Consider the following 22,892-nt stretch of genomic DNA (forward strand, 5'->3'; position numbering starts at 1 on the left):
AAGCTCCACACATCTTTTACATATTTTATCCAGAAAAATTATTCCACAAAAAGTTATTTTTTTGATATAATAAATTAAATAGATAAAATTTATAAAAGTAGGAAAACCATGACAAAAATCAAAATTGTAACGGATTCATCTATTACGATTGAACCGCAAGTTGTAGAGGATTTAGAGATTACAATCGTCCCTTTGTCTGTAATGGTAGACGGTGTTGTTTATTCAGATTCTGACTTAAAAGAAGGAGAATTTCTTCATTTGATGCAGTCAAGCAAAAATCTACCGAAAACTAGTCAACCACCAGTTGGTGTTTTTGCAGAAATCTTTGAAACACTCGGAGAAACTGCCGATAAAATCATTTCTATCCATATGTCGCATGCTTTGTCTGGAACGGTCGAAGCTGCACGACAAGGGGCAACCTTGGCAAATGTAGATGTAACAGTGATTGATAGCTCTTTTACGGATCAAGCTTTGAAGTTTCAAGTGGTTGAAGCTGCAAAACTAGCAAAAGAAGGTGCAGACTTTGATGTTATTTTAGCAAGAATCGAAGAAGTACGTGAAAAAACAGAATTGTATATCGGTGTGTCAACTCTTGAAAATCTTGTAAAAGGTGGTCGTATTGGTCGTGTGACTGGGCTTCTCAGTTCGTTGCTTAATATTCGAGTAGTTATGCAAATGAAAAACCATGAATTACAACCGATTGTTAAGGGGCGTGGTGTAAAAACCTTCAAAAAATGGGTTAATGATTTAGTTGAAAGCTTAAAAGATAAAAAAGTAGCAGAGATTGGAATTTCGTATGCAGGAACTGCCGAATTGGCGAACGAAATGAAACAGATTTTGCAACCGTGTGTGGAAAAAACGATTTCTGTTTTGGAGACTGGTTCTATTATTCAAACACATACAGGTGAAAATGCGTGGGCAATCCTCGTTCGCTATGAATAAGTTTGATATTTTTGGAAAAATTGAAAAAAGTTCGTTTTGTGCTTGACCTAATAACATTTTTTAGATATGATAATACTTGTTAGAGTTAGTGACTACTAATTCATAAAATATTTTGGAGGATTTGTTAAATGGCTAACAAACAAGATTTGATTGCAAAAGTAGCAGAAGCTACAGAATTGACTAAGAAAGATTCAGCAGCAGCAGTTGATGCGGTATTTGCAGCAGTAACTGAATACCTTGCAGCTGGTGAAAAAGTTCAATTGATTGGTTTTGGTAACTTTGAAGTTCGTGAACGTGCAGCTCGTAAAGGTCGCAACCCACAAACTGGTGCAGAAATCACAATTGCAGCTTCTAAAGTACCAGCATTTAAAGCAGGTAAAGCTCTTAAAGACGCTGTTAAATAATGAAACTTTAAAAAGCTTATTGTACCAACGTTTCGGCGTTATACAATAGGCTTTTTTCTTGTAAAAGTGCAGACAAGGAGAACAATGTTATCATTTGAGTTTATTTACAATCATTCTAAATATGCATTTTTCTATTTTCATGATATAATAAAGGAAAAAATCATGAGCAGGTAGGAAATGAACTCACATCCTTATTTAGAAACCACAGTTCAAGGTGATTATGAAAACGTTATTCAACGATTGAAAACAAAGGGAGTGCGTATTACAGAGACTAGAAAGGCAATCATTGCCTATATGATTCGGACGCATGAACACCCAAGTGCGGAAGCAATTTATCATGATTTACTTCCTGACTTTCCTAATATGAGTTTAGCAACAGTTTATAACAATCTCAAAGTTTTGGTGGAAGAGGGTTTTGTAGAAGAAATTAAGATTAGCCATGATAAGACAACCTATTTTGATTTTATGGGGCATGAACATCTGAATGTTGTCTGTGAGAAATGTGGCCGAATTGCAGACTTTGAAGATGTGGATATTCCTGATTTGAAGCGCGAAGCTGAAGAACAAACAGGTTATAAAATTACAAAGACACAAGTTTTGATGTACGGAATTTGCCCTGAGTGCTCGAAAAATAGTTAAGGAATTGATGTACATTGCTTGAATAAAGTAAATTATCAAAAATCAAATATTCTCCTATTGATACTGGATTTTTTTGAAAAAATTTTGTAAAATATAGTAGTGACTGTGAGACAGTTTTCAAAAATCAAAGGAGAATTTCTAATGGTAAAATTAGTTTTTGCTCGCCACGGTGAGTCTGAATGGAACAAAGCAAACCTCTTTACAGGTTGGGCTGATGTTGATTTGTCTGAAAAAGGGACGCAACAAGCTATTGATGCTGGTAAATTGATTAAAGAAGCTGGTATTGAGTTTGACCAAGCTTACACATCTGTTTTGACACGCGCTATCAAAACAACAAATCTTGCCCTTGAAGCGGCAGGTCAACTTTGGGTGCCAGTTGAAAAGTCATGGCGTTTGAATGAACGTCACTATGGTGGTTTGACAGGTCAAAACAAAGCTGAAGCAGCTGAAAAATGGGGTGACGAACAAGTTCATATTTGGCGTCGTTCTTATGATGTATTGCCACCAGCTATGGCAAAAGATGATCAATATTCAGCACATACTGATCGTCGCTATGCAAACCTTGATGACTCTGTTATTCCAGATGCAGAAAACTTGAAAGTAACCTTGGAACGCGCTCTTCCATTCTGGGAAGATAAAATCGCTCCAGCTTTGAAAGACGGTAAAAATGTATTCGTAGGTGCACATGGTAATTCTATCCGTGCCCTTGTAAAACACATCAAAAAATTGTCAGATGACGAAATCATGAACGTGGAAATTCCTAACTTCCCACCACTTGTATTTGAATTTGATGAAAAATTGAATCTAGTGAAAGAATACTATCTTGGAAAATAAGCCCAATAAAATATTGTAAGCTCTGCGTAAGCAGGGCTTTTTAATATCATGCAAAGCTTTCATTTTTTAGCTGTGTTTTTTATCAATGTTTTCCATTTTCCACGACTTCATTTAGGTGGATTTATGGTACAATAAAAGATAGCATTTTGACTAGAATGAGAGATACCATGTCTAAGAAAAAAAGAACATTTAATAGCCATTCAATCCCACGACGCTTGAATTTATTATTTGGAATTGTGATTTTACTGTTTATGAGTTTAATTGTGCGTTTGGGCTATATGCAGGTTGTCCATAGGAATTTTTATACAAAAAAATTAGCGACAGCTAGTAAGACTAAGGTGACGACCAGCTCGGTTCGGGGGCAGATTTATGATGCGAGTGGGAAACCGTTGGTTGAGAATACAACCAAGCAAGTCGTTTCTTTCACACGTAGCAACAAAATGACGGCTGCAAAGATTAAAGAAATTGCTCAAAAATTGCTTCCATTGGTTTCTATTTCCAACGCAGACGTTACTGAGCGTCAACAAGTAGATTATTATTTGGCAGACAGCGAGGTTTATAAGAAGGTCGTTAATCAGCTTCCTAAAAATAAAAAATATGGTACAGATGGAAATCGTTTGGCAGAGTCTAAGATTTATAATAATGCCGTTAAGAGTGTTGATGTAGCAAAGTTAAACTACTCAGATGAAGATAAAAAAGCTATTTATTTGTTTAGTCAGATGAATGCTATTTCTAATTTTGAGACGGGAAATATTCGTACGGATGATTTATCAGCTGATCAGATTGCGACAATCGCCTCTAGATCGAAAGAACTGTCTGGTATCAGTATTACCACCAGCTGGGACAGGAAAGTGTTGGATACTTCTTTGGCTTCTATCATCGGAAGCGTTTCAAGTGAAAAGGCAGGGCTACCCGCAGAAGAAGTGAATGCTTATTTGAAAAAAGGCTATTCTCTTAATGATCGTGTTGGGACGAGTTATTTGGAAAAACAATATGAGTCTACACTTCAAGGAAAACGCGCAGTCAAAGAAATCAATCTTGATAAAAATGGAAATATGGAAAGCGTGAAAAATATTTTCAATGGTAGTAAGGGAAATAATCTAAAATTAACAACAGATTTAGCTTTTCAGAACGGTGTAGAAGACATTTTGAGAAAGTATTTTAGTGCGGAATTAGCGAGTGGAAATGCGACATATTCTGAAGGGGTCTATGCTGTTGCGATGAATCCTAAAACGGGTGCTATTTTAGCCATGGCTGGTCTGAAGCACGATACCAATACAGGAGAACTAACAACAGACTCTCTTGGAACAATTATGAACAACTTTGTACCGGGTTCTGTGGTGAAAGGAGCTACTTTAACAGCTGGCTGGGAATCTGGAGCCATCACAGGAAATCAAGTCATGACGGATCAACCAATTTCTTTTGGAGGCTCCTCTGCCATCACTTCTTGGTTCACGCAATATGGGGCTCGTCAAATTACGGCTTTAGAGGCACTAGAATATTCATCCAATACTTATATGGTTCAACTAGCTTTAAATATGATGGGAACGCCTTATACGCCCAATATGGCGATTGATTTGACGAATTTGGATTCCTCTATGGACAAATTGCGTAAAGCCTTTGCTCAATATGGCTTGGGAGCATCTACAGGAATTGATTTGCCAAGTGAATCAGAAGGCTACACACCTAAGAAATATACGTTTGCGAACTACTTAACCAATGCTTTTGGTCAGTTTGATAACTATACTCCAATGCAGTTGGCGCAATATGCTGCAACGGTAGCTAATGGCGGTACTCGTATTGCACCACACTTAGTAGAAGGAATTTATGACAATAATGAGACGGGCGGGCTTGGAAAGCTGATTGAATCCAAGTCAACCAAAGAGCTGAATAAAGTTGATATTTCAAAAGAGAATATGGATTTGATTCGACAAGGTTTTTATCAGGTAGTTCATGGAACAAGTGGCTTTACCACAGGGCGTACTTTGTCACAAGGTGAAGCAGTGCCGATTAGCGCCAAAACAGGGACAGCAGAAACCTTTGCGGGTGGAAAGGAAGCCATTAATACGAATGTAGTGGCTTATGCGCCAAGTAACAACCCGCAGATTGCAGTGGCAGTTGTGTTCCCGCACAATACAAACTTATCGTCAACCGTTAGCCATAGTATAACTCGTGATATTATTAACTTGTATCATCAACAGCATCCAATGAATTAGAAAGGATACTATGCTTTATCCAACACCGATTGCAAAATTGATTGATAGCTTTTCAAAATTACCAGGAATTGGCATAAAAACAGCAACGCGTTTGGCGTTTTATACCATTGGTATGAGTGATGATGATGTCAATGAATTTGCTAAAAATTTGCTTGCAGCGAAACGTGAGCTGACCTATTGTTCTATTTGTGGTAATCTAACGGATGATGATCCTTGTACTATCTGCACTGATGAGACACGGGATCAATCTACTATTTTGGTTGTAGAAGATAGCCGAGATGTTTCTGCTATGGAAAATATTCAAGAATACCATGGCTTGTACCATGTTTTGCAGGGATTGATTTCTCCTATGAATGGTATTGGACCAGACGACATCAATCTGAAAAGTCTCATTACACGGTTGATGAATAGTGAGGTAACAGAGGTAATTGTGGCAACCAATGCGACAGCGGACGGGGAAGCAACTTCCATGTATATCTCACGGGTGTTAAAACCAGCTGGTATCAAGGTAACGCGCCTGGCTCGTGGATTAGCAGTTGGTTCTGATATTGAATATGCAGACGAAGTGACGCTGCTTCGGGCTATTGAGAATCGCACAGAATTGTAAAAAAGAAAATAGAGCTTTCCTTTAAAAGAAAATGGAAGCTCTTTTTCTATTCAAAAACAATCTAAAATATGATATACTAAAAAGCGATTAAATTTGTAGATTTCTTTTAAGATAAGAAGGTTAGGTATAAAAATGGCAAAACAACAAATTATTCTCCTTTACGGTGGTCGCAGTGCCGAACGAAAGGTCTCTGTCTTATCAGCGGAGAGTGTCATGCGTGCGATTGACTATGATAAATTCTTTGTGAAGACTTATTTTATCACACAAGCGGGTGACTTTATCAAGACGCAAGAATTTTCAAGCAAACCTGCTGACAATGAAAAATTAATGACAAACGATAGTGTTGTTGAAAGTCAAAAGATTAAACCAAGTGATATTTACGAAGAAGGGGCGGTTGTGTTCCCCGTTCTTCATGGTCCAATGGGAGAGGACGGGTCTATCCAAGGATTTCTTGAAGTGTTGAAAATGCCTTATGTGGGTTGCAATATCCTTTCTTCTAGTGTTGCTATGGACAAAATCACGACAAAACGAGTGTTAGCTTCTGCTGGCATTCCGCAAGTTCCCTATGTAGCAGTGATTGAAGGGGAAAATATAGACGAAAAGATTGCAGCAGTAGAAGCCAATCTGACTTATCCAGTTTTTACAAAACCGTCAAATATGGGATCTAGTGTCGGCATTTCTAAGTCTGAAAATCAAGATGAATTGCGCTCTGCTCTTGAATTGGCTTTCAAATATGATAGCCGTGTCTTGATTGAGCAAGGTGTCAATGCGCGTGAAATTGAAGTTGGTTTACTTGGAAATGAAGGAGCCAAAAGCAGTTTGCCAGGTGAGGTAGTGAAAGATGTTGCTTTCTATGACTACGAAGCCAAGTACATTGACAACAAAATCACCATAGATATTCCTGCAAAACTCTCTGAAGATGTCATTGCCACTATGCGGCAATATGCTGAAAAAGCATTCCATGCTATTGGCGGTGTTGGTTTAGCTCGCTGCGATTTCTTTTATACTGATAAGGGCGAGATTTTCCTTAATGAGTTAAACACGATGCCAGGTTTCACTCAATGGTCGATGTATCCGTTGCTTTGGGAAAATATGGGCATTTCTTATACAGATTTGATTGAGAAATTAGTTCTCTTAGCGCAAGAAACATTTGCAAAACATGAAGAGCATTTGTTGTAAGACAAGATTGAAAGAGCCGAAAGGTTCTTTTTTCTATTGTTTTAGTATGTCTTTGGCGAGTGTGTGTAAAAGTAGGTTATTCTGTGGTATAATGAGAGAGTTAGAGAAATTTAAGACATATAGGTGAAAAAATGCAATTAACGTTCTATGAAGTAGCTTCTGTATTGAAAGCACAAAATGATGTTCATCAATTTCCAGATTGTACATTTGGAAAGGCAGAATTTGACAGTCGATTGATTGGAGAGGGAGACTTGTTTGTTCCTCTTAAAGGAGCACGTGACGGGCACGATTTTATTGTGACGGCATTTGAAAATGGTGCTGTGGCAACCTTGTCAGAAAAAAAATTGGGCGACTATCCTTATATTTTAGTTGATGATGTATTGGCAGCGTTGCAGCGTTTGGCACAGTATTATCTGGAAAAAATGAAGGTAGATGTCTTTGCAGTTACGGGTTCTAACGGTAAGACGACGACCAAAGATATGCTGGCTCACCTCTTGTCAACAACTTACAAGACTTATAAAACGCAAGGAAACTACAATAATGAAATTGGTCTTCCTTATACGGTTTTACACATGCCAGATGACACCGAAAAATTGGTTTTGGAAATGGGACAAGATCACATGGGGGATATTCACCTTCTGTCCACAATTGCGCAGCCAAAAGTAGGTATTGTGACGCTGATTGGCGAAGCGCATTTAGAATTCTTTAAAAGTCGTCATGAAATTGCAAAAGGAAAAATGCAAATTGCCGACGGCATGAAAGACGGGACTCTTTTGGTTGTTCCAGCGGACAAGATTATCAATGATTTTCTACCGAGCCAGCAAAATGTAGTCCGTTTTGGTCCAGACGAAGATATTTTCCTAACGAAATTAGAAGAACGAAAAGATAGTTTGACTTTTGAAACCAATTTCTTAGATAACGCCATTGACCTTCCAGTAACTGGGAAATACAATGCAACAAATGCCATGATTGCAGCTTATGTGGCATTGAAAGAAGGAGTAACACAAGATAAGATCCAAAAAGCATTTGCAACGCTTGAATTAACACGAAATCGCACCGAGTGGAAGAAAGCTAAAAATGGTGCGGATATCCTTTCAGATGTTTACAATGCCAATCCAACCGCTATGCGATTGATTTTAGAGACATTTTCAACGATTCCGTTTAATGAAAAAGGTCGGAAACTGGCAGTTTTAGCTGATATGAAAGAATTGGGGGCTGATTCTAAACAAATGCACGGTGCCATGATAACCAGCCTAAATCCAGAAATTCTCTCAGAAATTTTCCTTTATGGAGAGGACATGGCTGCTCTATTTGCCTATGCTAAGGAAATTTTCCCACCTGGAAAAGCCCATTATTTTGTAAAAAATGCTGAAAAAGATCAATTTTCTGACTTAGTAAAAGCTGTTAAAGAAGCACTCAAACCAACGGACCAATTGCTGATAAAAGGAAGTAACTCTATGAACTTAGCTAGTTTAGTGGAGGAATTGGAGAATGAAGGGTAACAAATAAAGTACAGTATCTTGCCCTCCTTCGTGGTGTGATGCCAACAGGACCAAATCGGATCCCTAAGATGAGTGATTTGGTTCAAATGTTGGAACAATCTGGTTTAGATAATGTTTCAAGTTATATTCAATCAGGCAATGTGATTTGCGAAACAAGCCTACCAGCTGAAGAATTAGCACAACACATGCATCAGGTGATATTGGAAAGCATTGGTGCAAATTTATCCATTATCGTAGAAGAAAAGTCCGATTTAGAAAGGGCTATTTTAGGAAATCCCTTTTCTGAGGAGTTGGATTCGTCACGGATTCATCTCGTTTTTACAAACAATTACATTTCAACGGAGCAATTGGCAGAACTGCAAGTAATGAACTTTATGGACGAAATATTTGCAGTTGGAACTGCTTGCCTTTATATGTATTTACCAAGAGATGCCAGAAAAAAGAAGTTAAATAATAATTTTCTTGAAAAGAAGTTAGGTATTGTCGCTACAACAAGAAAGCTAAGTGTTATCAAAGAATTAAGTAATAGGATGGATGAGTAGGAGATGAATCTACAAGAATTTTTTACAAGTCATAAAACGGAGGCCCCTCAATTAACTCCATTTTGGTATGGAATGATGTTTTTAGGAATCATTTATGTCATGTATAGTGCTGTAAAATATCATAAAAACAGGCGCTATCAGAACTTTTTGAAAGCTGTACAAGGTTTACAAATTTTAGTGCTTTATGGCTGGTATATTGTGACCTTGTCACCAATTTCTGAATCACTTCCTTTTTATCATTGCAGATTGGCGATGTTTGCTGTTTTGCTACTGCCTGATTCTTCAACCTATAAACAGTATTTTGCGCTTTTAGGAGTATTTGGACCTATTTGTGCATTGGTCTATCCTTTATTTGACCCATTTGCTTTTCCTCACATCACTTTAGTCTCCTATTTGATTGGTCACTATGCTCTTTTGGGAAATTCTCTCACCTATTTGCTGAATCATTATGATAGCGAGTTATTGAGTTTACGGCGAATTGGAGAGATTAGCTTTAGTATGAATCTTTTATTATTATTTGTAAATCTGGTGAGTGGTGGAAATTATGGATTTTTGAAAGTACCACCTTTAGTTGGAAGTCATGGAATGATTGCTAACTATATTTTTGTTTCATTGACCTTGACTTTAGCAATTTTCGTGGTTTCTCTAATCTTTAAACAAATCAGACAAGAACAAGAAGAAACAGTAAGACAGGAAAATTAAGCTATGCCGAATGATTTTTTAACGACTCAAAAGACAGCACCACCTCCCATTTCTGCTATGGGCTATGTGACGATAATAGGAATTCTCTTGTTCCTCATTTACATTTCAGTTCGCTATGCGCAAAACCCGATGTATCAGAAAACTTTTAAATATTTACAAGCTTTTCAATTAGTTATACTTTATTCTTGGTATTTTGGTTTTCATATTTCATTTGCAAATAACCTGCCTTTTTATCATTGCCGCTTAGCCATGTTTGCCATGTTGCTGCTGCCAGATAAATGTCGAAGCAAGCAGTATTTTGCTCTTTTAGGTGTCAGCGGGGCGATTTTTGCAATTGGTTACCCAGTTTTTGACCCTTATGATTTTCCGCATCTCACCAGTTTTTCATTTCTTCTGGGGCATTACTGCCTGCTGGTTAATTCGCTGGTTTATCTTATCAACCACTATGACAAGCAGCTGTTGAAGAAGTATGAGATTGTGGGCTACACATTTGCTTTGGATTTGTTTTTAGTTGGTGTCAATGCCGTAACTGGTGGAAATTATGGATTGATGACTCATCCCCCGCTTATAAAAGGAGACCGGATCTGGGTGAATTACATACTTGTCTCACTGGTTCTGGCCACCGCTTTGCTCCTTTTTGATGAATATTTTAAAAGGCGATGGAAAAAGCAATCAAAATTAGTTTAAAGCTTTAAGCATTACATCCTCTGTCAAATTTATTTGGCAGGATTTTTTATTGTTTTTTCTCAATGTAAAAAAATTTTGCTAGATTTTATGAAAGAAAATAGTAAAATAAAGGTAGAAAGATAGGAGAGGGATAATGGAAATTGGTAAAAAATTAAAAAAAGCACGTCAGATGAGTGGTTTGACACAAGAAAATGTCGCAGAAAAATTAAATGTATCTAGACAAACCATCTCAAATTGGGAAACAGAAAAATTTTATCCGGATATTTTGTATGTTTTGCAGTTAAGTGATTTGTATCAGGTTAGTTTGGATGAATTGCTGAAAGGATATGAGCGCATGATTCAGCACTTAGAGGATTCGACAAACGTTGTAAAGAGCAACAAAAAGATTTTGCTGGCCTTTATATGTAATATTTGTCTCTTGTTTCTTTTCTTTATTTTTATCATTCCAATTTCTAAGAGTTATCTGCTGACCTTGATTGGTTTACTCGTCGTAACAAATGGGCTGTTTGTGTATCAATTGTTTAAACTAGTTGAATTAGACGCTGCGGTTCGCGTGGGATGAAGCATCCTAATTTCTGGGGAGTTTTGGCAGCTGGCGGTCAACGGGGAGAAGGCTTGATTTTGTACTTATTAAACCGAAACAAGGCTGTTTTTTCCATGACGACAGAAGAAAAAGAAGAACTTCAAATGAGGAAACAACGGATTATCTATTTACTGGTTTTAATCGTTATATTGGTAATTTTTCTCTTTGCTAGTGTGATTGTGAGATTCTAAAATGTAGTCTCTTATATCAAGAAACTGCGTCTTATAATTATGACTATACAAACAAAGGAAGCTGAGTCTTTTGCCCCAGCTTCTTTATATGTTCTAAGCAATTGAAAAAATCCTTTAAATCCGCTATAATAGGTAGGTTGAAAGAGTTAAGGACAGACCAATGTAGTAAGAGTTTGTGATATAGAGATAAAAAATACTAATCAAAAAGAAAAAGAGGACAAAATGACGATTCAAGACGAAATTAAAAAACGCCGAACTTTTGCGATTATCTCTCACCCGGATGCAGGGAAGACCACGATTACAGAGCAGTTGCTCTACTTTGGAGGCGAGATTCGTGAAGCGGGTACGGTCAAGGGTAAGAAGACCGGGAACTTTGCCAAATCTGACTGGATGGATATTGAGAAGCAGCGGGGGATTTCAGTGACCTCTTCTGTCATGCAGTTTGACTATGCCGGAAAACGGGTCAATATTCTTGATACACCTGGGCACGAAGATTTTTCAGAAGATACCTACCGCACCCTCATGGCCGTGGATGCCGCAGTCATGGTGGTGGACTCTGCCAAAGGGATTGAGGCTCAGACTAAAAAGCTCTTTGAAGTTGTCAAACACCGCAATATCCCAGTCTTTACGTTTATCAATAAACTGGACCGCGACGGGCGTGAACCCCTTGATTTGCTGGAAGAACTAGAAGAAGTACTTGGCATTGCCAGCTATCCGATGAATTGGCCGATTGGGATGGGGAAATCCTTTGAAGGTCTCTATGATTTGCACAATCAGCGACTGGAGCTCTGTAAAGGTGATGAGCGCTTTGCCAGCATCGAAGAAGGAGAAAAAATATTTGGCAACAATCCATTTTATGCTCAGGTTTTAGAGGATATTGAACTCCTACAGGAAGCGGGAAATGAATTTTCACAGGAAGCTATTTTTAATGGGGAATTAACCCCTGTCTTCTTTGGTTCAGCCCTAACTAACTTTGGAGTGCAGACTTTTCTTGACACTTTCTTGGAGTTTGCACCAGAGCCTCATGGACACAAAACCACAGATAATCAGGAAATCAGCCCGCTGGATAAGGATTTTTCAGGATTTGTCTTTAAAATCCAAGCCAATATGGATCCAAGACACCGTGATCGCATTGCTTTTGTCCGCATCGTATCGGGCGAATTTGAGCGCGGTATGAGTGTAAATCTGACCCGTATCAAAAAAGCTGTCAAACTCTCAAATGTCACCCAGTTTATGGCAGAATCACGTGAAAATGTAGAAAATGCGGTGGCCGGTGATATCATTGGGGTTTACGATACAGGGACTTATCAAGTTGGTGATACTTTGACAGTTGGTAAAAATAGGTTTGAGTTTGAACCCCTGCCAACCTTTACCCCAGAAATTTTCATGAAGGTTGCAGCTAAAAATGTCATGAAGCAAAAATCCTTCCACAAAGGAATTGAGCAGCTGGTCCAAGAAGGAGCTATCCAGCTCTACACCAACTACCAGACTGGTGAGTACATGTTGGGAGCTGTCGGTCAGCTTCAGTTTGAAGTCTTCAAGCACCGCATGGAAAATGAATACAATGCCGAAGTAGTCATGACACCCATGGGCAAAAAGACTGTCCGCTGGATTTCACCAGATGATCTGGACGAGCGTATGTCCTCCAGCCGCAATATTTTAGCCAAGGACCGCTTTGACCAGCCTGTCTTTCTCTTTGAAAATGACTTTGCCTTGCGCTGGTTTGCCGATAAATATCCAGATGTCAAGTTGGAAGAGAAGATGTGAGAGCGTTAAAAATCCGACAGAAAATTAGAAAATCTGACGAAGAAGCGATTGCTTCTAGGAGGATTTAGCTCGAACTCAGTTAGAGAAAATGTAAGACGTTGCCAATGACTAGTAACTGAAGTTACTGTCATTGGACGGCAGCCACTATGTGCGGTCTACCTAAACGGCTTACTAACTGTGTCGAATAAGTAAAATCGAATTGTTCGACTTCGTGTCGTAGCTCAGTACCAACAATTGGAACTGAAGGTTCCTAATTGTTGGACGCTAGCCACTGTAGGGGGACTAGCTAACTGCCTTACTAACTTCGTCAGACGAATAAAATCGATTCGTCTGACTCTGTGTCGTAACGCTAGGAAAAATAGGAAGCTTTATCTATCTTCATAGGATTTAGTTCAAACTCAATTAAAAAAATGTGAGACTTGCCACGGCATATTAACGAAGTGATTCACTTAAAAACTATGCTATTGTTGGAGTTTTATCATAATGATTTTTGAGACAGAACTGGGTTAAGTGAGTTCGTTTGTTAGCATATCAAGCATTAGATAAAGAAGTGCAATAACGATTGATGAAGGATTGAGCGTTTTTCTCAATCCTTTAGATTATTTAAAGTCAAGAAAGGAGAAAAGGGTGTTTATTGAAAAAGAGTTGAAAAATGGAATGTCTTGGATAAACTTAGATGCAGATATTTTAAGTCAACATCCAGATTCTTATAAGGAATACAATATTGATGAAGAAACGATTGAGTACGCGTTAGATAAAAATGAACGAGCGCACATGGATTACAATCGTGAAACAGGAACAGTCGTTTTTATTTTCAATGTATTAAACTTAAAAAGGGATAAGGACTATTATGAAACTATTCCTATGACCTTTATTGTACAGAAAGATAAACTCTTAACAGTCAGCAATCGAGCAAATACTTATGTTGTAGATATGATGAAAAACTATATTGAACATCATGAACCTGTGACAGTGTACAAATTTCTATTTGCTAGTTTAGAATTAGTGTGCAATTCTTATTATCCTGTTATCGAAAAAATGGATGAGACAAAGGATTATATCAATCAGTTATTGCACAAAACGACCACTAAGAAAAATCTCTTTGCTTTAGCAGACTTAGAAACTTCCATAGTCTATTTGGTAGCAGCTGCAAAGCAAAATCGCATGTTATTGGAGCATATTAAAGGACATGCTGTTTATCGTCATTTGGATGAGATTGAAAAAGAGCAGTTTGACGATGTCATGATTGAAGCTCGTCAGTTAGTAGCAATGACAGACTTGATTTCTCAAGTTCTCAGTCAACTATCTGGTTCCTACAATAACATTTTGAACAATAATCTAAATGATAATTTGACCGTTTTAACAATCATTTCAGTCCTTTTAGCAGTCCTTGCAGTTATTACGGGATTCTTTGGCATGAATGTGCCACTTCCATTGTCTAATGATAAAAATGCTTGGATTTATATTGTTGTTATTAGTCTCGTTCTGTGGCTTGTATTGACCAAAGCTTTAAAATGGCTAGCCAATAAAAAGTAAAACACGCCAAGTGCATGAAGAAATTATCGTTTTCAATTAGCGTGTTTTCACGATAAATATCACTTTTTAAGTATAATTTATGCTATAATTCATTCAAAATGAATGTATTTAGTTTTAATTGGTAAATCTGTTTGAAATTTTTTTTGAAAAATGCATGTATTCCGGAAAAAGGGCTACATGCATTTTCTTCATGCGTACGGCGTGGAAGTAAAAAATAAAACCTATCTTTTTATCATTCTTTGTGTTATACTAGATAAGTTGCAAATAACTATGTTTTATAAGGTGGCTTCGCACTGCCTTTTTAGAAAGAAGAAAAAATTGAAATTTAATGAATTACATTTATCTGCTGAATTACTGGCAGAAATTGACAAAGCGGGCTTTGTGGAAGCCAGCCCAATCCAAGAACAAACAATCCCGCTTGCTATGGCAGGAAAAGATGTGATTGGACAAGCTCAGACTGGTACAGGAAAGACAGCCGCTTTTGGTTTTCCGACTCTTGAAAAAATTAACACAGAAAATCCTATTGTTCAGGCTTTAGTCATTGCACCAACTCGTGAATTGGCTGTCCAAAGTCAAGAGGAACTCTTCCGCTTTGGTCGAAGTAAAGGAGTGAAAGTTCGCTCTGTTTATGGTGGATCTAGCATTGAAAAGCAAATCAAGGCTCTCCGTTCAGGCGCGCACATTGTCGTTGGAACTCCAGGACGTTTATTAGACCTCATTAAGCGCAAAGCACTGAAACTCAATCATGTAGAAACGCTTATTTTAGACGAAGCGGATGAAATGCTCAATATGGGTTTCTTAGAAGACATTGAAGCAATCATCTCACGCGTGCCGGAAGAGCGTCAGACCCTTCTCTTTTCAGCTACTATGCCAGATGCTATCAAGCGGATTGGCGTGAAGTTTATGAAAGAGCCAACACATGTCAAAATTGCAGCAAAAGAATTGACAACAGAACTGGTGGATCAATATTATATCCGTGTAAAAGAAAATGAAAAATTTGATACCATGACACGTCTAATGGATGTGGAACAACCAGAACTTTCTATCGTTTTTGGGCGTACCAAACGCCGAGTTGATGAATTGACTCGTGGGCTTAAAATCCGTGGTTTCCGCGCAGAGGGGATTCATGGTGATTTAGACCAAGGAAAACGTCTCCGTGTTCTTCGCGACTTTAAAAACGGAAATTTAGATGTTCTTGTTGCGACAGACGTTGCTGCGCGTGGTTTGGATATTTCTGGTGTTACACATGTTTACAATTATGACATTCCACAAGACCCAGAAAGTTATGTACACCGTATTGGGCGGACAGGTCGTGCTGGAAAATCTGGTCAGTCCATTACATTTGTTGCACCAAATGAAATGGGTTATCTTCAAATCATTGAAAGTTTGACCAAAAAACGTATGAAAGGCATGAAACCAGCCACTGCAGAAGAAGCCTTTCAAGCTAAGAAAAAAGTTGCACTTAAAAAGATTGAGCGAGATTTTGCGGATGAAAACATTCGCAACCAATTTGAAAAGTTTGGCAAAGACGCTCGCAAGTTGGCAACTGAATTTACACCAGAAGAATTGGCTTTATATATATTGACCTTAACCGTACAAGATCCAGACACTCTACCAGAAGTAGAAATCGCGCGTGAAAAGCCATTACCATTTAAGTATGTTCCGGGAGCTAATAAAGGCAATCGTAACAGCAAAAATGGGCGTCGTAGTAATGATCGTCGTGACCGTACTAATGGGCGTGACAATTACAAAAAGGGTGGTCGCCACGATCGCTTTGACAAAGAAAAGCGCTACCGCAAAGACCACAAAAAACCTCGCAATACTTCAAGTGAGAAGAAAACAGGATTTGTCATCCGTAATAAAGGTGATAAGTAATTATACAATAATAAAAAGGCGAATAGTAATTCGTCTTTTTATTATTGTATAAGGAGATACAAAGTTATTTAAATACAATAGGCGTAGCAGTCTCTTGGAGAACTGCATCTAATTCAACAATATTTTGTTTACCTATTGTTTCAAGCCATTTAATTGTAGCAGCTTCGCCACCTTCTTGATAGGCTTTGGTAGCACCAGCCCAAGTTGCACGGCCACAAAGGACACCGTTGAAAGTTGAGCCGGATTCCTTAGCAAAGTGAAGTGTGTCTTGAAACAGCTGTGCGGATACTCCAGCAGATAAGAAAATAAATGGAAGAGAAGTTGCATTACTTTGTTCTTTGTAGAAGGCAGCAGCTTCTTCTTTGGTGTAAAGAACTTCATTTTCTGCGAATCCTTCAACATATTTCATATTGACTGGAACTTCAACTTTGAGAACATCTACGCCAAATCGTTCTTGTGAGTAAAGCTTCATTGCTTCAATGACTTTGCGAGGTTTGAGTTTGGCATATTCCTTTTCATCTGTCACCTTGGCATCATAAGAAACCAACTCAAGGAAAAATGGCATGTCTTCTGCTTTACATTCAGAAGCAATCCGTTCGATAAAGGCTTCTTTGACGTCATTGACTGCTCTACCTTCGTCAACATCTATATAGAGTAAGACTTTCGCAGCATCAGCACCGTTTGCTTTGAGACGTTGGACGGAGACATTTTCAACGAGGTCAGGATAGCGACCGGGAACAGTTTTGTCATAACCTGTTTTTTCATAGGCAACTAATAATCCAGCGTTTTTATCACGAGCTTCCGCCGCTTTCCAACCTAACTCTGGATCAAGAAGGATAGAAGTAGCGTATTTTGTTAAGTATTTCGAAACTAGCACTTTAAAGGTTTCCAATTGCTCAACTGGAGTATCTTCACCAAGCATGCGACGCAAAGCTCCTCGTTGATCAATAGCTAAAGCGCCGATAATTCCGTTTTTATCACATAAACGTTTTAATTTTTCTTGTTTTGTTGTCATCTTTAGACTCCTTTTGTTTTGTATAGTTTAATTATAGAACACAAACAAAACAAAGTCAAACAATATTTTACAAAAATCAAAAAAATATTGTTTTTAATTTTTCAAAATGAATAAATTGTTGTATAATATATTTGAGGAATAAAATTATATAAAACTAGAAAGGAGACAAAATGAAAGAAGGACGGCATAGAGTGATTCTCCAAGAATTGGATCAGCAAGGAGTGGTTTCTGTCAAGAAATTAAAAGAGTTACTAGATGTAACAGATATGACGATACGTCGTGATTTGATTGATTTGGAAAAGCAAGGCTTGTTGACTCGTGTTCATGGAGGAGCTCACAAAAAAGTAAAAAATGGCTTGAATGAAGCCTCCCATACTGAAAAAACGATGTTAAATATTGAAGAAAAACGAACAATTGCTCAAAAATGTGCCAATTTGATTTTTTCTGGTGATACAGTTTTTATCGGTTCGGGAACAACGACGGATTTTATCGGAGATTATTTGGCTGATAAAAGTGTGAGTATTGTGACAAATTCGCTTCCTATTTTTGAAAAATTAAAAGATAATCCCAATTGTGATATTATCCTGATTGGCGGTCGTTATCGGGTGAAGACACAAACGTTTGTCGGACAATTTGCTAATAAATTATTGAAAGAAATCAAAGTTTCTAAAGCATTTATTGGTGTCAATGGAATTGACGGTCATAATGTCACGACTGCCAATGAAGAAGAAGGAAATGGCAATGCCATTATCTTGAACAATGCGATTGAAAAGTACATTGTGGCGGATAATAGCAAATTTGACAGCTATTCTTTCTATTGTTTCTATCAGTTGGATGATTTGGATGCAGTAATCACAGATGATCATATCTCACCAAAGGTCAAAGAAAAGTATAAATCATATACAAATGTTTTATAGTTAATATTTTAATCACCTATTCATAGAGGAGCAGGTGATTTTTGTTTTGTATCTTTCGTGCGGTATTGACACATCCTATTAAAAAACAGGCCATGTCCATATTAGACTGAGCCTGATTTTCTGAGTATTGAGTTTTTAGTCGTGGTATTCACCGCGAGCCCATTTAGCATTTTCTTCATCGAAAATATGGTCATTTTTAGCGATTTCAGGATTAACTTCAATGCTATTATCGATTTTTTCAATCAATTGTTTGTTGGCTTCTGTTGGTTCGTACTCTGTTTCAAGAAAGACATCAACGATATTATGAATAAGATTTTGACCAAGAATACGTCCACCAAAAGCGATGATATTTGCATTGAGTTCTTTCTTTGCATAGCGTGCGGTTAGAACGTCACCAACAAGAGCTACACGAGTACCGGGAACTTTGTCAGCAGAAGCAGAGATACCGACTCCTGTACCACAAAGGGCAATTCCAAGATCGGCTTTTCCTGAAACAACATTTTCTGCAATCAGACGACCAAAGATTGGGTAATGAGTCCGGTGAAAGTCATAGGTTCCGACATCAATGACTTCATGACCGAGGTCTTTTAAATGTTCAGAAATTTTCATTTTTGTATCTGTTACGATATGGTCACAGCCAAGAGCGATTTTCATAATTTTTCCTCCTACCCTTTAACATAATTTATTAAGCATATCAATGCGAACTTGGTGGCGTCCAGCATCATAGTCAGCTTTTAAATAAGCTTCTGCACAGGCATTTGCCAATTCTTCACCGAGAATAGCTGCACCGAGAGTGATAATGCGTGTAGAATTGTGGCGAATGGTCATCATAGCAGAATGCTCATCTGAAACAGCAGCACAAATGATGCCACGGTGTTTATTTGCAACCATATAAGAACCAACTGCAAAGCGATCAAACAAAATACCACGGGCAGTATCATCTTTTCGTAATTCTTCAACAAGAGCATCTGTCGAGTCGACAAAATCAGCAGCACCTTCTTGTTCGTTGAGATCTTTAATGTCATAACCAAGTTGGAGTAAATGAGTTTTTACTTTATTTTTTAACTCAAAACCATCACGGTCTGTACCTAGTATAACTTTCATTGTTATACCTCCTTTTTTTATTTCACAACAACATCATAACATCTCACGCAAATATTGTCAAACAAAAAATAACATAAAAAAACATAACAAACTATTGACACCGTTTACATATAATGATATACTTTACTTATAAACAAAATAGAACAAAATAGAAGGAGGCTATGATGGAACTTTATCAGTTGTTCGATAAAGATTTAGTCTTTTGTCTGCATGCTGACAGTCAAGAAGAGCTTTTCAATCAGGTTGCAAATCTCCTTGAGGAGAGGCACATTGTAACGTCTTCTTATAAAGACGCCTTGATTGAGCGAGAGAAGTCCTTTCCTACGGGGCTGGACATGGAATTTTTAGGGAAAGATTTGCCGAATGTAGCAATTCCGCATACGGATATTGTCCATAATTTAGCAGAAAAGGTGGTTGTAGTCCGCTTAGATCAGCCGGTGACTTTTCATAATATGATTGTTCCGTCAAATGAAGTACAAGTATCGCTTTTGTTCTTCATTATCAATAATTCTAATGCCAGTCAAACGAATATCTTGGCTCAATTGATGGATTTCTTTACTGCTGACGGCAACCTAGAGTCCTTATCCGAGCTGGATGAGGCAGATAAACTATTTCACTATATATCAGAAACAATAAATCATTAAAAATGGAGGATTTTACAATGATTAAAATTTTAGCAGCTTGTGGAGCAGGAGTAAACTCAAGCCACCAAATCAAAAATGCTCTTGAAGAAGAACTTTCAAATCGTGGCTATGATGTCCAATGCGATGCGGTAATGGTCAAAGATGTGAATGAAGACTTGATAAAAGGTTATGATATTTTCACCCCAATAGCAGCAACGGATTTGGGATTTGAACCGGGGATTCCTGTTATTGAAGCAGGACCAATTTTATTCCGTATTCCAGCCATGAGTGCACCAGTATATGACAATATTGAAGCAGCTATTAAGGAACATGGACTTAGTTAAAGCAATTCATTAGAAAAAAACAAAAAAATGAAAAATTGAAACGCTAGATAAAAACAATTTTTATCTACTGAAATAGTTATTTCACTTTTCATTCACTATCATTCAAAAAATAAAATCGGGAGGATTTTTTATGAATGTCATTATTGACTTAGCGAATCGCTTCTTTAAACCCATTTTGGATATGGGTGCACCAATTATCATGTTGATAGTCTTGACGGTGCTTGCTTTATGCTTTGGAGTGAAGTTTTCCAAAGCCTTGGAAGGTGGTATTAAACTTGCCATAGCTCTTACGGGTATTGGTGCCATTATCGGTATGTTAAATGGTGCTTTCTCGGCTTCACTTGCGAAATTCGTTGAAAATACAGGAATTCAACTCAATATTACAGACGTTGGTTGGGCACCATTGGCGACGATTACATGGGGTTCTGCTTGGACGCTTTACTTCTTACTCATTATGCTCATCGTCAATGTTGTGATGTTAATTACGAAAAAAACGGATACCTTAGATGTTGATATTTTTGATATTTGGCATTTATCAATTACAGGTCTATTGATTAAATGGTATGCGGATAATAATGGTGTTAGCCAAGGAGTGTCGCTCTTTGTAGCAACGCTTGCAGTCGTACTTGTCGGAGTAATGAAAATTATTAACTCTGACTTAATGAAGCCAACATTTGATGACTTGCTCAATGCACCAAGTTCGTCTCCAATGACATCTACTCACATGAACTACATGATGAATCCAGTTATCATGGTTTTGGATAAGATTTTTGATAAATTCTTCCCTTGGTTGGATAAATATGACTTTGACGCTGCAAAATTGAATAAGAAAATTGGTTTCTGGGGTTCTAAATTCTTCATTGGATTTATTCTTGGGATTGTAATTGGAATTATGGGAACGCCGCATCCAGTATCTGGCGTTGCCGAAGCAGCAAAATGGTCACTTGTTATCAAAGGTTGGTTATCTCTTGGTTTGACAGCTGGTGTCTGCTTGGAATTGTTCTCACTTATTGGTTCTTGGTTCATCGCGGCAGTAGAACCTCTTTCACAAGGAATTACAAATGTTGCAACAAAACGTCTTCAAGGACGTAAATTCAATATTGGACTTGACTGGCCATTTATCGCAGGTCGTGCAGAAATCTGGGCATGTGCCAATGTTTTAGCACCAATTATGCTAGTAGAAGCAGTCCTTCTTTCTAAAGTCGGAAATGGTATTTTGCCACTTGCTGGGATTATTGCAATGGGTGTTACTCCAGCACTTCTGGTTGTTACACGCGGTAAGCTTATCCGAATGATTGTATTTGGAACTCTATTGCTTCCGCTCTTCCTTCTTTCTGGAACCCTTATTGCGCCATTTGTTACGGACTTAGCGAAAGGCGTAGATGCATTTCCTAAAGGGGTAGCTAGCACACAATTGATTACCCACTCTACTCTTGAAGGCCCAATTGAAAAATTACTTGGTTGGACAATCGGAAATGCTACAACAGGCGATATCAAAGCTATCTTTGGTGTTATTGTCTTTCTAGTGTTCTATATTGGTATCTTTGCTTGGTATAGAAAACAAATGATTAAGCGAAATGAAGAATACGCTACAAATGCAAAATAGAATAATAAGATAACAATAAGCTGGACTATTCCTTTTGAAATAGTCTGGCTTTTGATTGAAAAAAAGGAAGGAAGAAACATGATTCATTTAGTTTGTCCAAATCCAGCTTTGGATCGGACAGTTTTACTTAGTCAGTTTAAAGAAGATGTGGTCAATCGACCAAGTCAAGTTCACGAGAATGCTGGTGGGAAAAGTTTTAATGTTGCTTATGTCCTGAATTGCGAAAAAGGCGAAGAACAAGGAAATTTTTGCATTCATACAATGTTAGGTGGCAAAATGGGCGAATATATTCAACAATTAAATGAAGAAGACGGTATTCCGCTCGTTGTGACAGAAGTTGATAAAAATACGCGTACTTGTACAATTATGATTGATACAGAATTAGGAAAGACCTATCTTGTGTATGAAGCTGGATTTGAGCTGAATAAGGATTTATTAGAACAATTCACTTCAAATCTTATAAAGCGCATTCAATCTGGAGATAGCGTTGTGTTTTCTGGCTCTTTGATGAAAGGGATGCCAGATGATTATATTGCACAAATTGGTCGTCTTTTGCCAGAAGATGTGAATTTAGTAGTAGACACAAGCGGTGTCGCACTAAAAGCAGCTTTTTCAGCACAACCTGACATTGTAAAAATTAACGATGAAGAATTGGCAGAATTAACAGGATGTCCAGTTGAAACTGCAGAAGAAGCAGCAAAACTTCTCAAAGAATATACTAAAATTCCCTATTTCATTGTGACAATGGGAGGAAAAGGAGTCGTCGCACGCCTGAAAGATGATGTTTTCCAACTGACGTTTCCAACAATTCATGTTAAAAATCCTATTGCGTCAGGCGACTTTTTCCTTGGAAGTCTCTGCCATGCTTTAGAAAGTAAGGGGAGAGTTGATAGAGAAGCTGTCATTCGTGCCTGTGCTTATGCAACAGCTAACTGCCTGCAATGGACTCCAAAAGTAGACATAGCCGATGTAAAACGAATTGTAGACGAAATCGAACTAACAACATTGTAATTTCTTTCTACAGTTTATATGATATTTTTTGAATGTATTGACTTAGGAAATCCCCTCTTTATATAA

The 22,892-nt window shown here is 37.8% G+C and carries 24 protein-coding genes; 21 read left to right on the plus strand and 3 right to left on the minus strand.

The features are described from left to right. Positions 1–108: 108 nt before the first annotated feature. From EL079_RS00875 to EL079_RS00950, 16 genes are all read left to right on the plus strand, one after another. Positions 109–942, plus strand: coding sequence for a DegV family protein (locus EL079_RS00875; protein ID WP_003031393.1), 834 nt, complete (start codon positions 109–111; stop codon positions 940–942). Positions 943–1,070: 128 nt separating this feature from the next. Next, entirely contained in the window at positions 1,071–1,346 is a 276-nt protein-coding gene (locus EL079_RS00880) for an HU family DNA-binding protein (protein ID WP_003023726.1), read from the plus strand. Between the two features lie 177 nt (positions 1,347–1,523). Continuing rightward, a complete protein-coding gene (locus tag EL079_RS00885) occupies positions 1,524–1,985 on the plus strand; it encodes a Fur family transcriptional regulator (protein ID WP_003031404.1) in 462 nt (153 codons plus the stop codon). A 141-nt stretch (positions 1,986–2,126) separates the two neighbouring features. Continuing rightward, positions 2,127–2,819, plus strand: coding sequence for a phosphoglycerate mutase (locus EL079_RS00890; protein ID WP_003023729.1), 693 nt, complete (start codon positions 2,127–2,129; stop codon positions 2,817–2,819). Between the two features lie 155 nt (positions 2,820–2,974). Further along, on the plus strand, positions 2,975–5,035 hold the full coding sequence (gene pbp2b / locus EL079_RS00895) for a penicillin-binding protein PBP2B (RefSeq protein WP_026248181.1): 2,061 nt from the start codon (positions 2,975–2,977) through the stop codon (positions 5,033–5,035). A gap of 10 nt (positions 5,036–5,045) precedes the next feature. Next, a complete protein-coding gene (gene recR / locus EL079_RS00900; protein WP_003031408.1) occupies positions 5,046–5,642 on the plus strand; it encodes a recombination mediator RecR in 597 nt (198 codons plus the stop codon). 132 nt (positions 5,643–5,774) lie between these two features. Next, entirely contained in the window at positions 5,775–6,821 is a 1,047-nt protein-coding gene (locus tag EL079_RS00905) for a D-alanine--D-alanine ligase (protein WP_003031425.1), read from the plus strand. Positions 6,822–6,952: 131 nt separating this feature from the next. Beyond that, positions 6,953–8,323: a UDP-N-acetylmuramoyl-tripeptide--D-alanyl-D-alanine ligase gene (locus EL079_RS00910; protein ID WP_003031426.1), complete on the plus strand. Its 1,371-nt coding sequence runs from the start codon at positions 6,953–6,955 to the stop codon at positions 8,321–8,323. Positions 8,324–8,361: 38 nt separating this feature from the next. After that, the gene (locus tag EL079_RS00915; protein ID WP_018543564.1) at positions 8,362–8,865 is read left to right on the plus strand and encodes a DUF1697 domain-containing protein; all 504 of its coding nucleotides are present in this window, start codon (positions 8,362–8,364) and stop codon (positions 8,863–8,865) included. Positions 8,866–8,868: 3 nt separating this feature from the next. Then, positions 8,869–9,567 carry a YwaF family protein gene (locus EL079_RS00920; protein WP_003031419.1) on the plus strand — a complete coding sequence of 233 codons (699 nt, stop codon included), beginning with the start codon at positions 8,869–8,871 and terminating at the stop codon, positions 9,565–9,567. A gap of 3 nt (positions 9,568–9,570) precedes the next feature. Continuing rightward, positions 9,571–10,254 carry a YwaF family protein gene (locus tag EL079_RS00925; RefSeq protein WP_003031415.1) on the plus strand — a complete coding sequence of 228 codons (684 nt, stop codon included), beginning with the start codon at positions 9,571–9,573 and terminating at the stop codon, positions 10,252–10,254. A gap of 133 nt (positions 10,255–10,387) precedes the next feature. Continuing rightward, positions 10,388–10,816, plus strand: a complete 429-nt coding sequence (locus EL079_RS00930) for a helix-turn-helix transcriptional regulator (protein ID WP_018543563.1) — start codon at positions 10,388–10,390, stop codon at positions 10,814–10,816. Then, the gene (locus tag EL079_RS00935) at positions 10,813–11,028 is read left to right on the plus strand and encodes a hypothetical protein (protein ID WP_003041359.1); all 216 of its coding nucleotides are present in this window, start codon (positions 10,813–10,815) and stop codon (positions 11,026–11,028) included. Before EL079_RS00930 ends, EL079_RS00935 begins: the two co-directional genes overlap by 4 nt. A gap of 222 nt (positions 11,029–11,250) precedes the next feature. Continuing rightward, positions 11,251–12,795 carry a peptide chain release factor 3 gene (locus tag EL079_RS00940; RefSeq protein WP_003030432.1) on the plus strand — a complete coding sequence of 515 codons (1,545 nt, stop codon included), beginning with the start codon at positions 11,251–11,253 and terminating at the stop codon, positions 12,793–12,795. 627 nt (positions 12,796–13,422) lie between these two features. Beyond that, on the plus strand, positions 13,423–14,331 hold the full coding sequence (locus EL079_RS00945) for a magnesium transporter CorA family protein (protein ID WP_003030418.1): 909 nt from the start codon (positions 13,423–13,425) through the stop codon (positions 14,329–14,331). 318 nt (positions 14,332–14,649) lie between these two features. After that, complete coding sequence (locus EL079_RS00950; protein WP_022524455.1) at positions 14,650–16,206, plus strand: DEAD/DEAH box helicase; 1,557 nt, start codon at positions 14,650–14,652, stop codon at positions 16,204–16,206. 64 nt (positions 16,207–16,270) lie between these two features. Here EL079_RS00950 and lacD read toward each other — a convergent pair whose 3' ends face one another. Then, entirely contained in the window at positions 16,271–17,221 is a 951-nt protein-coding gene (lacD, locus tag EL079_RS00955) for a tagatose-bisphosphate aldolase (protein WP_003030420.1), read from the minus strand. A gap of 170 nt (positions 17,222–17,391) precedes the next feature. On the opposite strand from lacD, the gene EL079_RS00960 reads away from it, so the two are divergent. Beyond that, on the plus strand, positions 17,392–18,138 hold the full coding sequence (locus EL079_RS00960) for a DeoR/GlpR family DNA-binding transcription regulator (RefSeq protein WP_003023761.1): 747 nt from the start codon (positions 17,392–17,394) through the stop codon (positions 18,136–18,138). 135 nt (positions 18,139–18,273) lie between these two features. Here the strand turns inward: EL079_RS00960 and lacB are convergent, their stop codons facing one another. Together lacB and lacA are read right to left on the minus strand one after the other, a co-directional pair. Further along, entirely contained in the window at positions 18,274–18,792 is a 519-nt protein-coding gene (lacB, locus tag EL079_RS00965; protein ID WP_003030426.1) for a galactose-6-phosphate isomerase subunit LacB, read from the minus strand. A gap of 18 nt (positions 18,793–18,810) precedes the next feature. Beyond that, the gene (gene lacA / locus EL079_RS00970; RefSeq protein WP_003030052.1) at positions 18,811–19,242 is read right to left on the minus strand and encodes a galactose-6-phosphate isomerase subunit LacA; all 432 of its coding nucleotides are present in this window, start codon (positions 19,240–19,242) and stop codon (positions 18,811–18,813) included. Positions 19,243–19,406: 164 nt separating this feature from the next. Here lacA and EL079_RS00975 point away from each other — a divergent pair, with 164 nt between their 5' ends. The 4 genes from EL079_RS00975 (at position 19,407) to EL079_RS00990 (ending at position 22,826) form a co-directional block, all read left to right on the plus strand. Then, on the plus strand, positions 19,407–19,886 hold the full coding sequence (locus EL079_RS00975) for a PTS sugar transporter subunit IIA (RefSeq protein WP_003023767.1): 480 nt from the start codon (positions 19,407–19,409) through the stop codon (positions 19,884–19,886). Between the two features lie 17 nt (positions 19,887–19,903). Continuing rightward, positions 19,904–20,209 carry a PTS sugar transporter subunit IIB gene (locus EL079_RS00980; protein WP_003023769.1) on the plus strand — a complete coding sequence of 102 codons (306 nt, stop codon included), beginning with the start codon at positions 19,904–19,906 and terminating at the stop codon, positions 20,207–20,209. Positions 20,210–20,339: 130 nt separating this feature from the next. Continuing rightward, positions 20,340–21,815 carry a PTS galactitol transporter subunit IIC gene (locus tag EL079_RS00985; RefSeq protein WP_003023771.1) on the plus strand — a complete coding sequence of 492 codons (1,476 nt, stop codon included), beginning with the start codon at positions 20,340–20,342 and terminating at the stop codon, positions 21,813–21,815. A gap of 78 nt (positions 21,816–21,893) precedes the next feature. Next, entirely contained in the window at positions 21,894–22,826 is a 933-nt protein-coding gene (locus tag EL079_RS00990; protein WP_003030431.1) for a 1-phosphofructokinase family hexose kinase, read from the plus strand. Positions 22,827–22,892: the final 66 nt, after the last annotated feature.

Origin of the sequence: Streptococcus anginosus (assembly GCF_900636475.1) — a bacterium.
In the GTDB taxonomy this organism is placed as follows: domain Bacteria; phylum Bacillota; class Bacilli; order Lactobacillales; family Streptococcaceae; genus Streptococcus; species Streptococcus anginosus.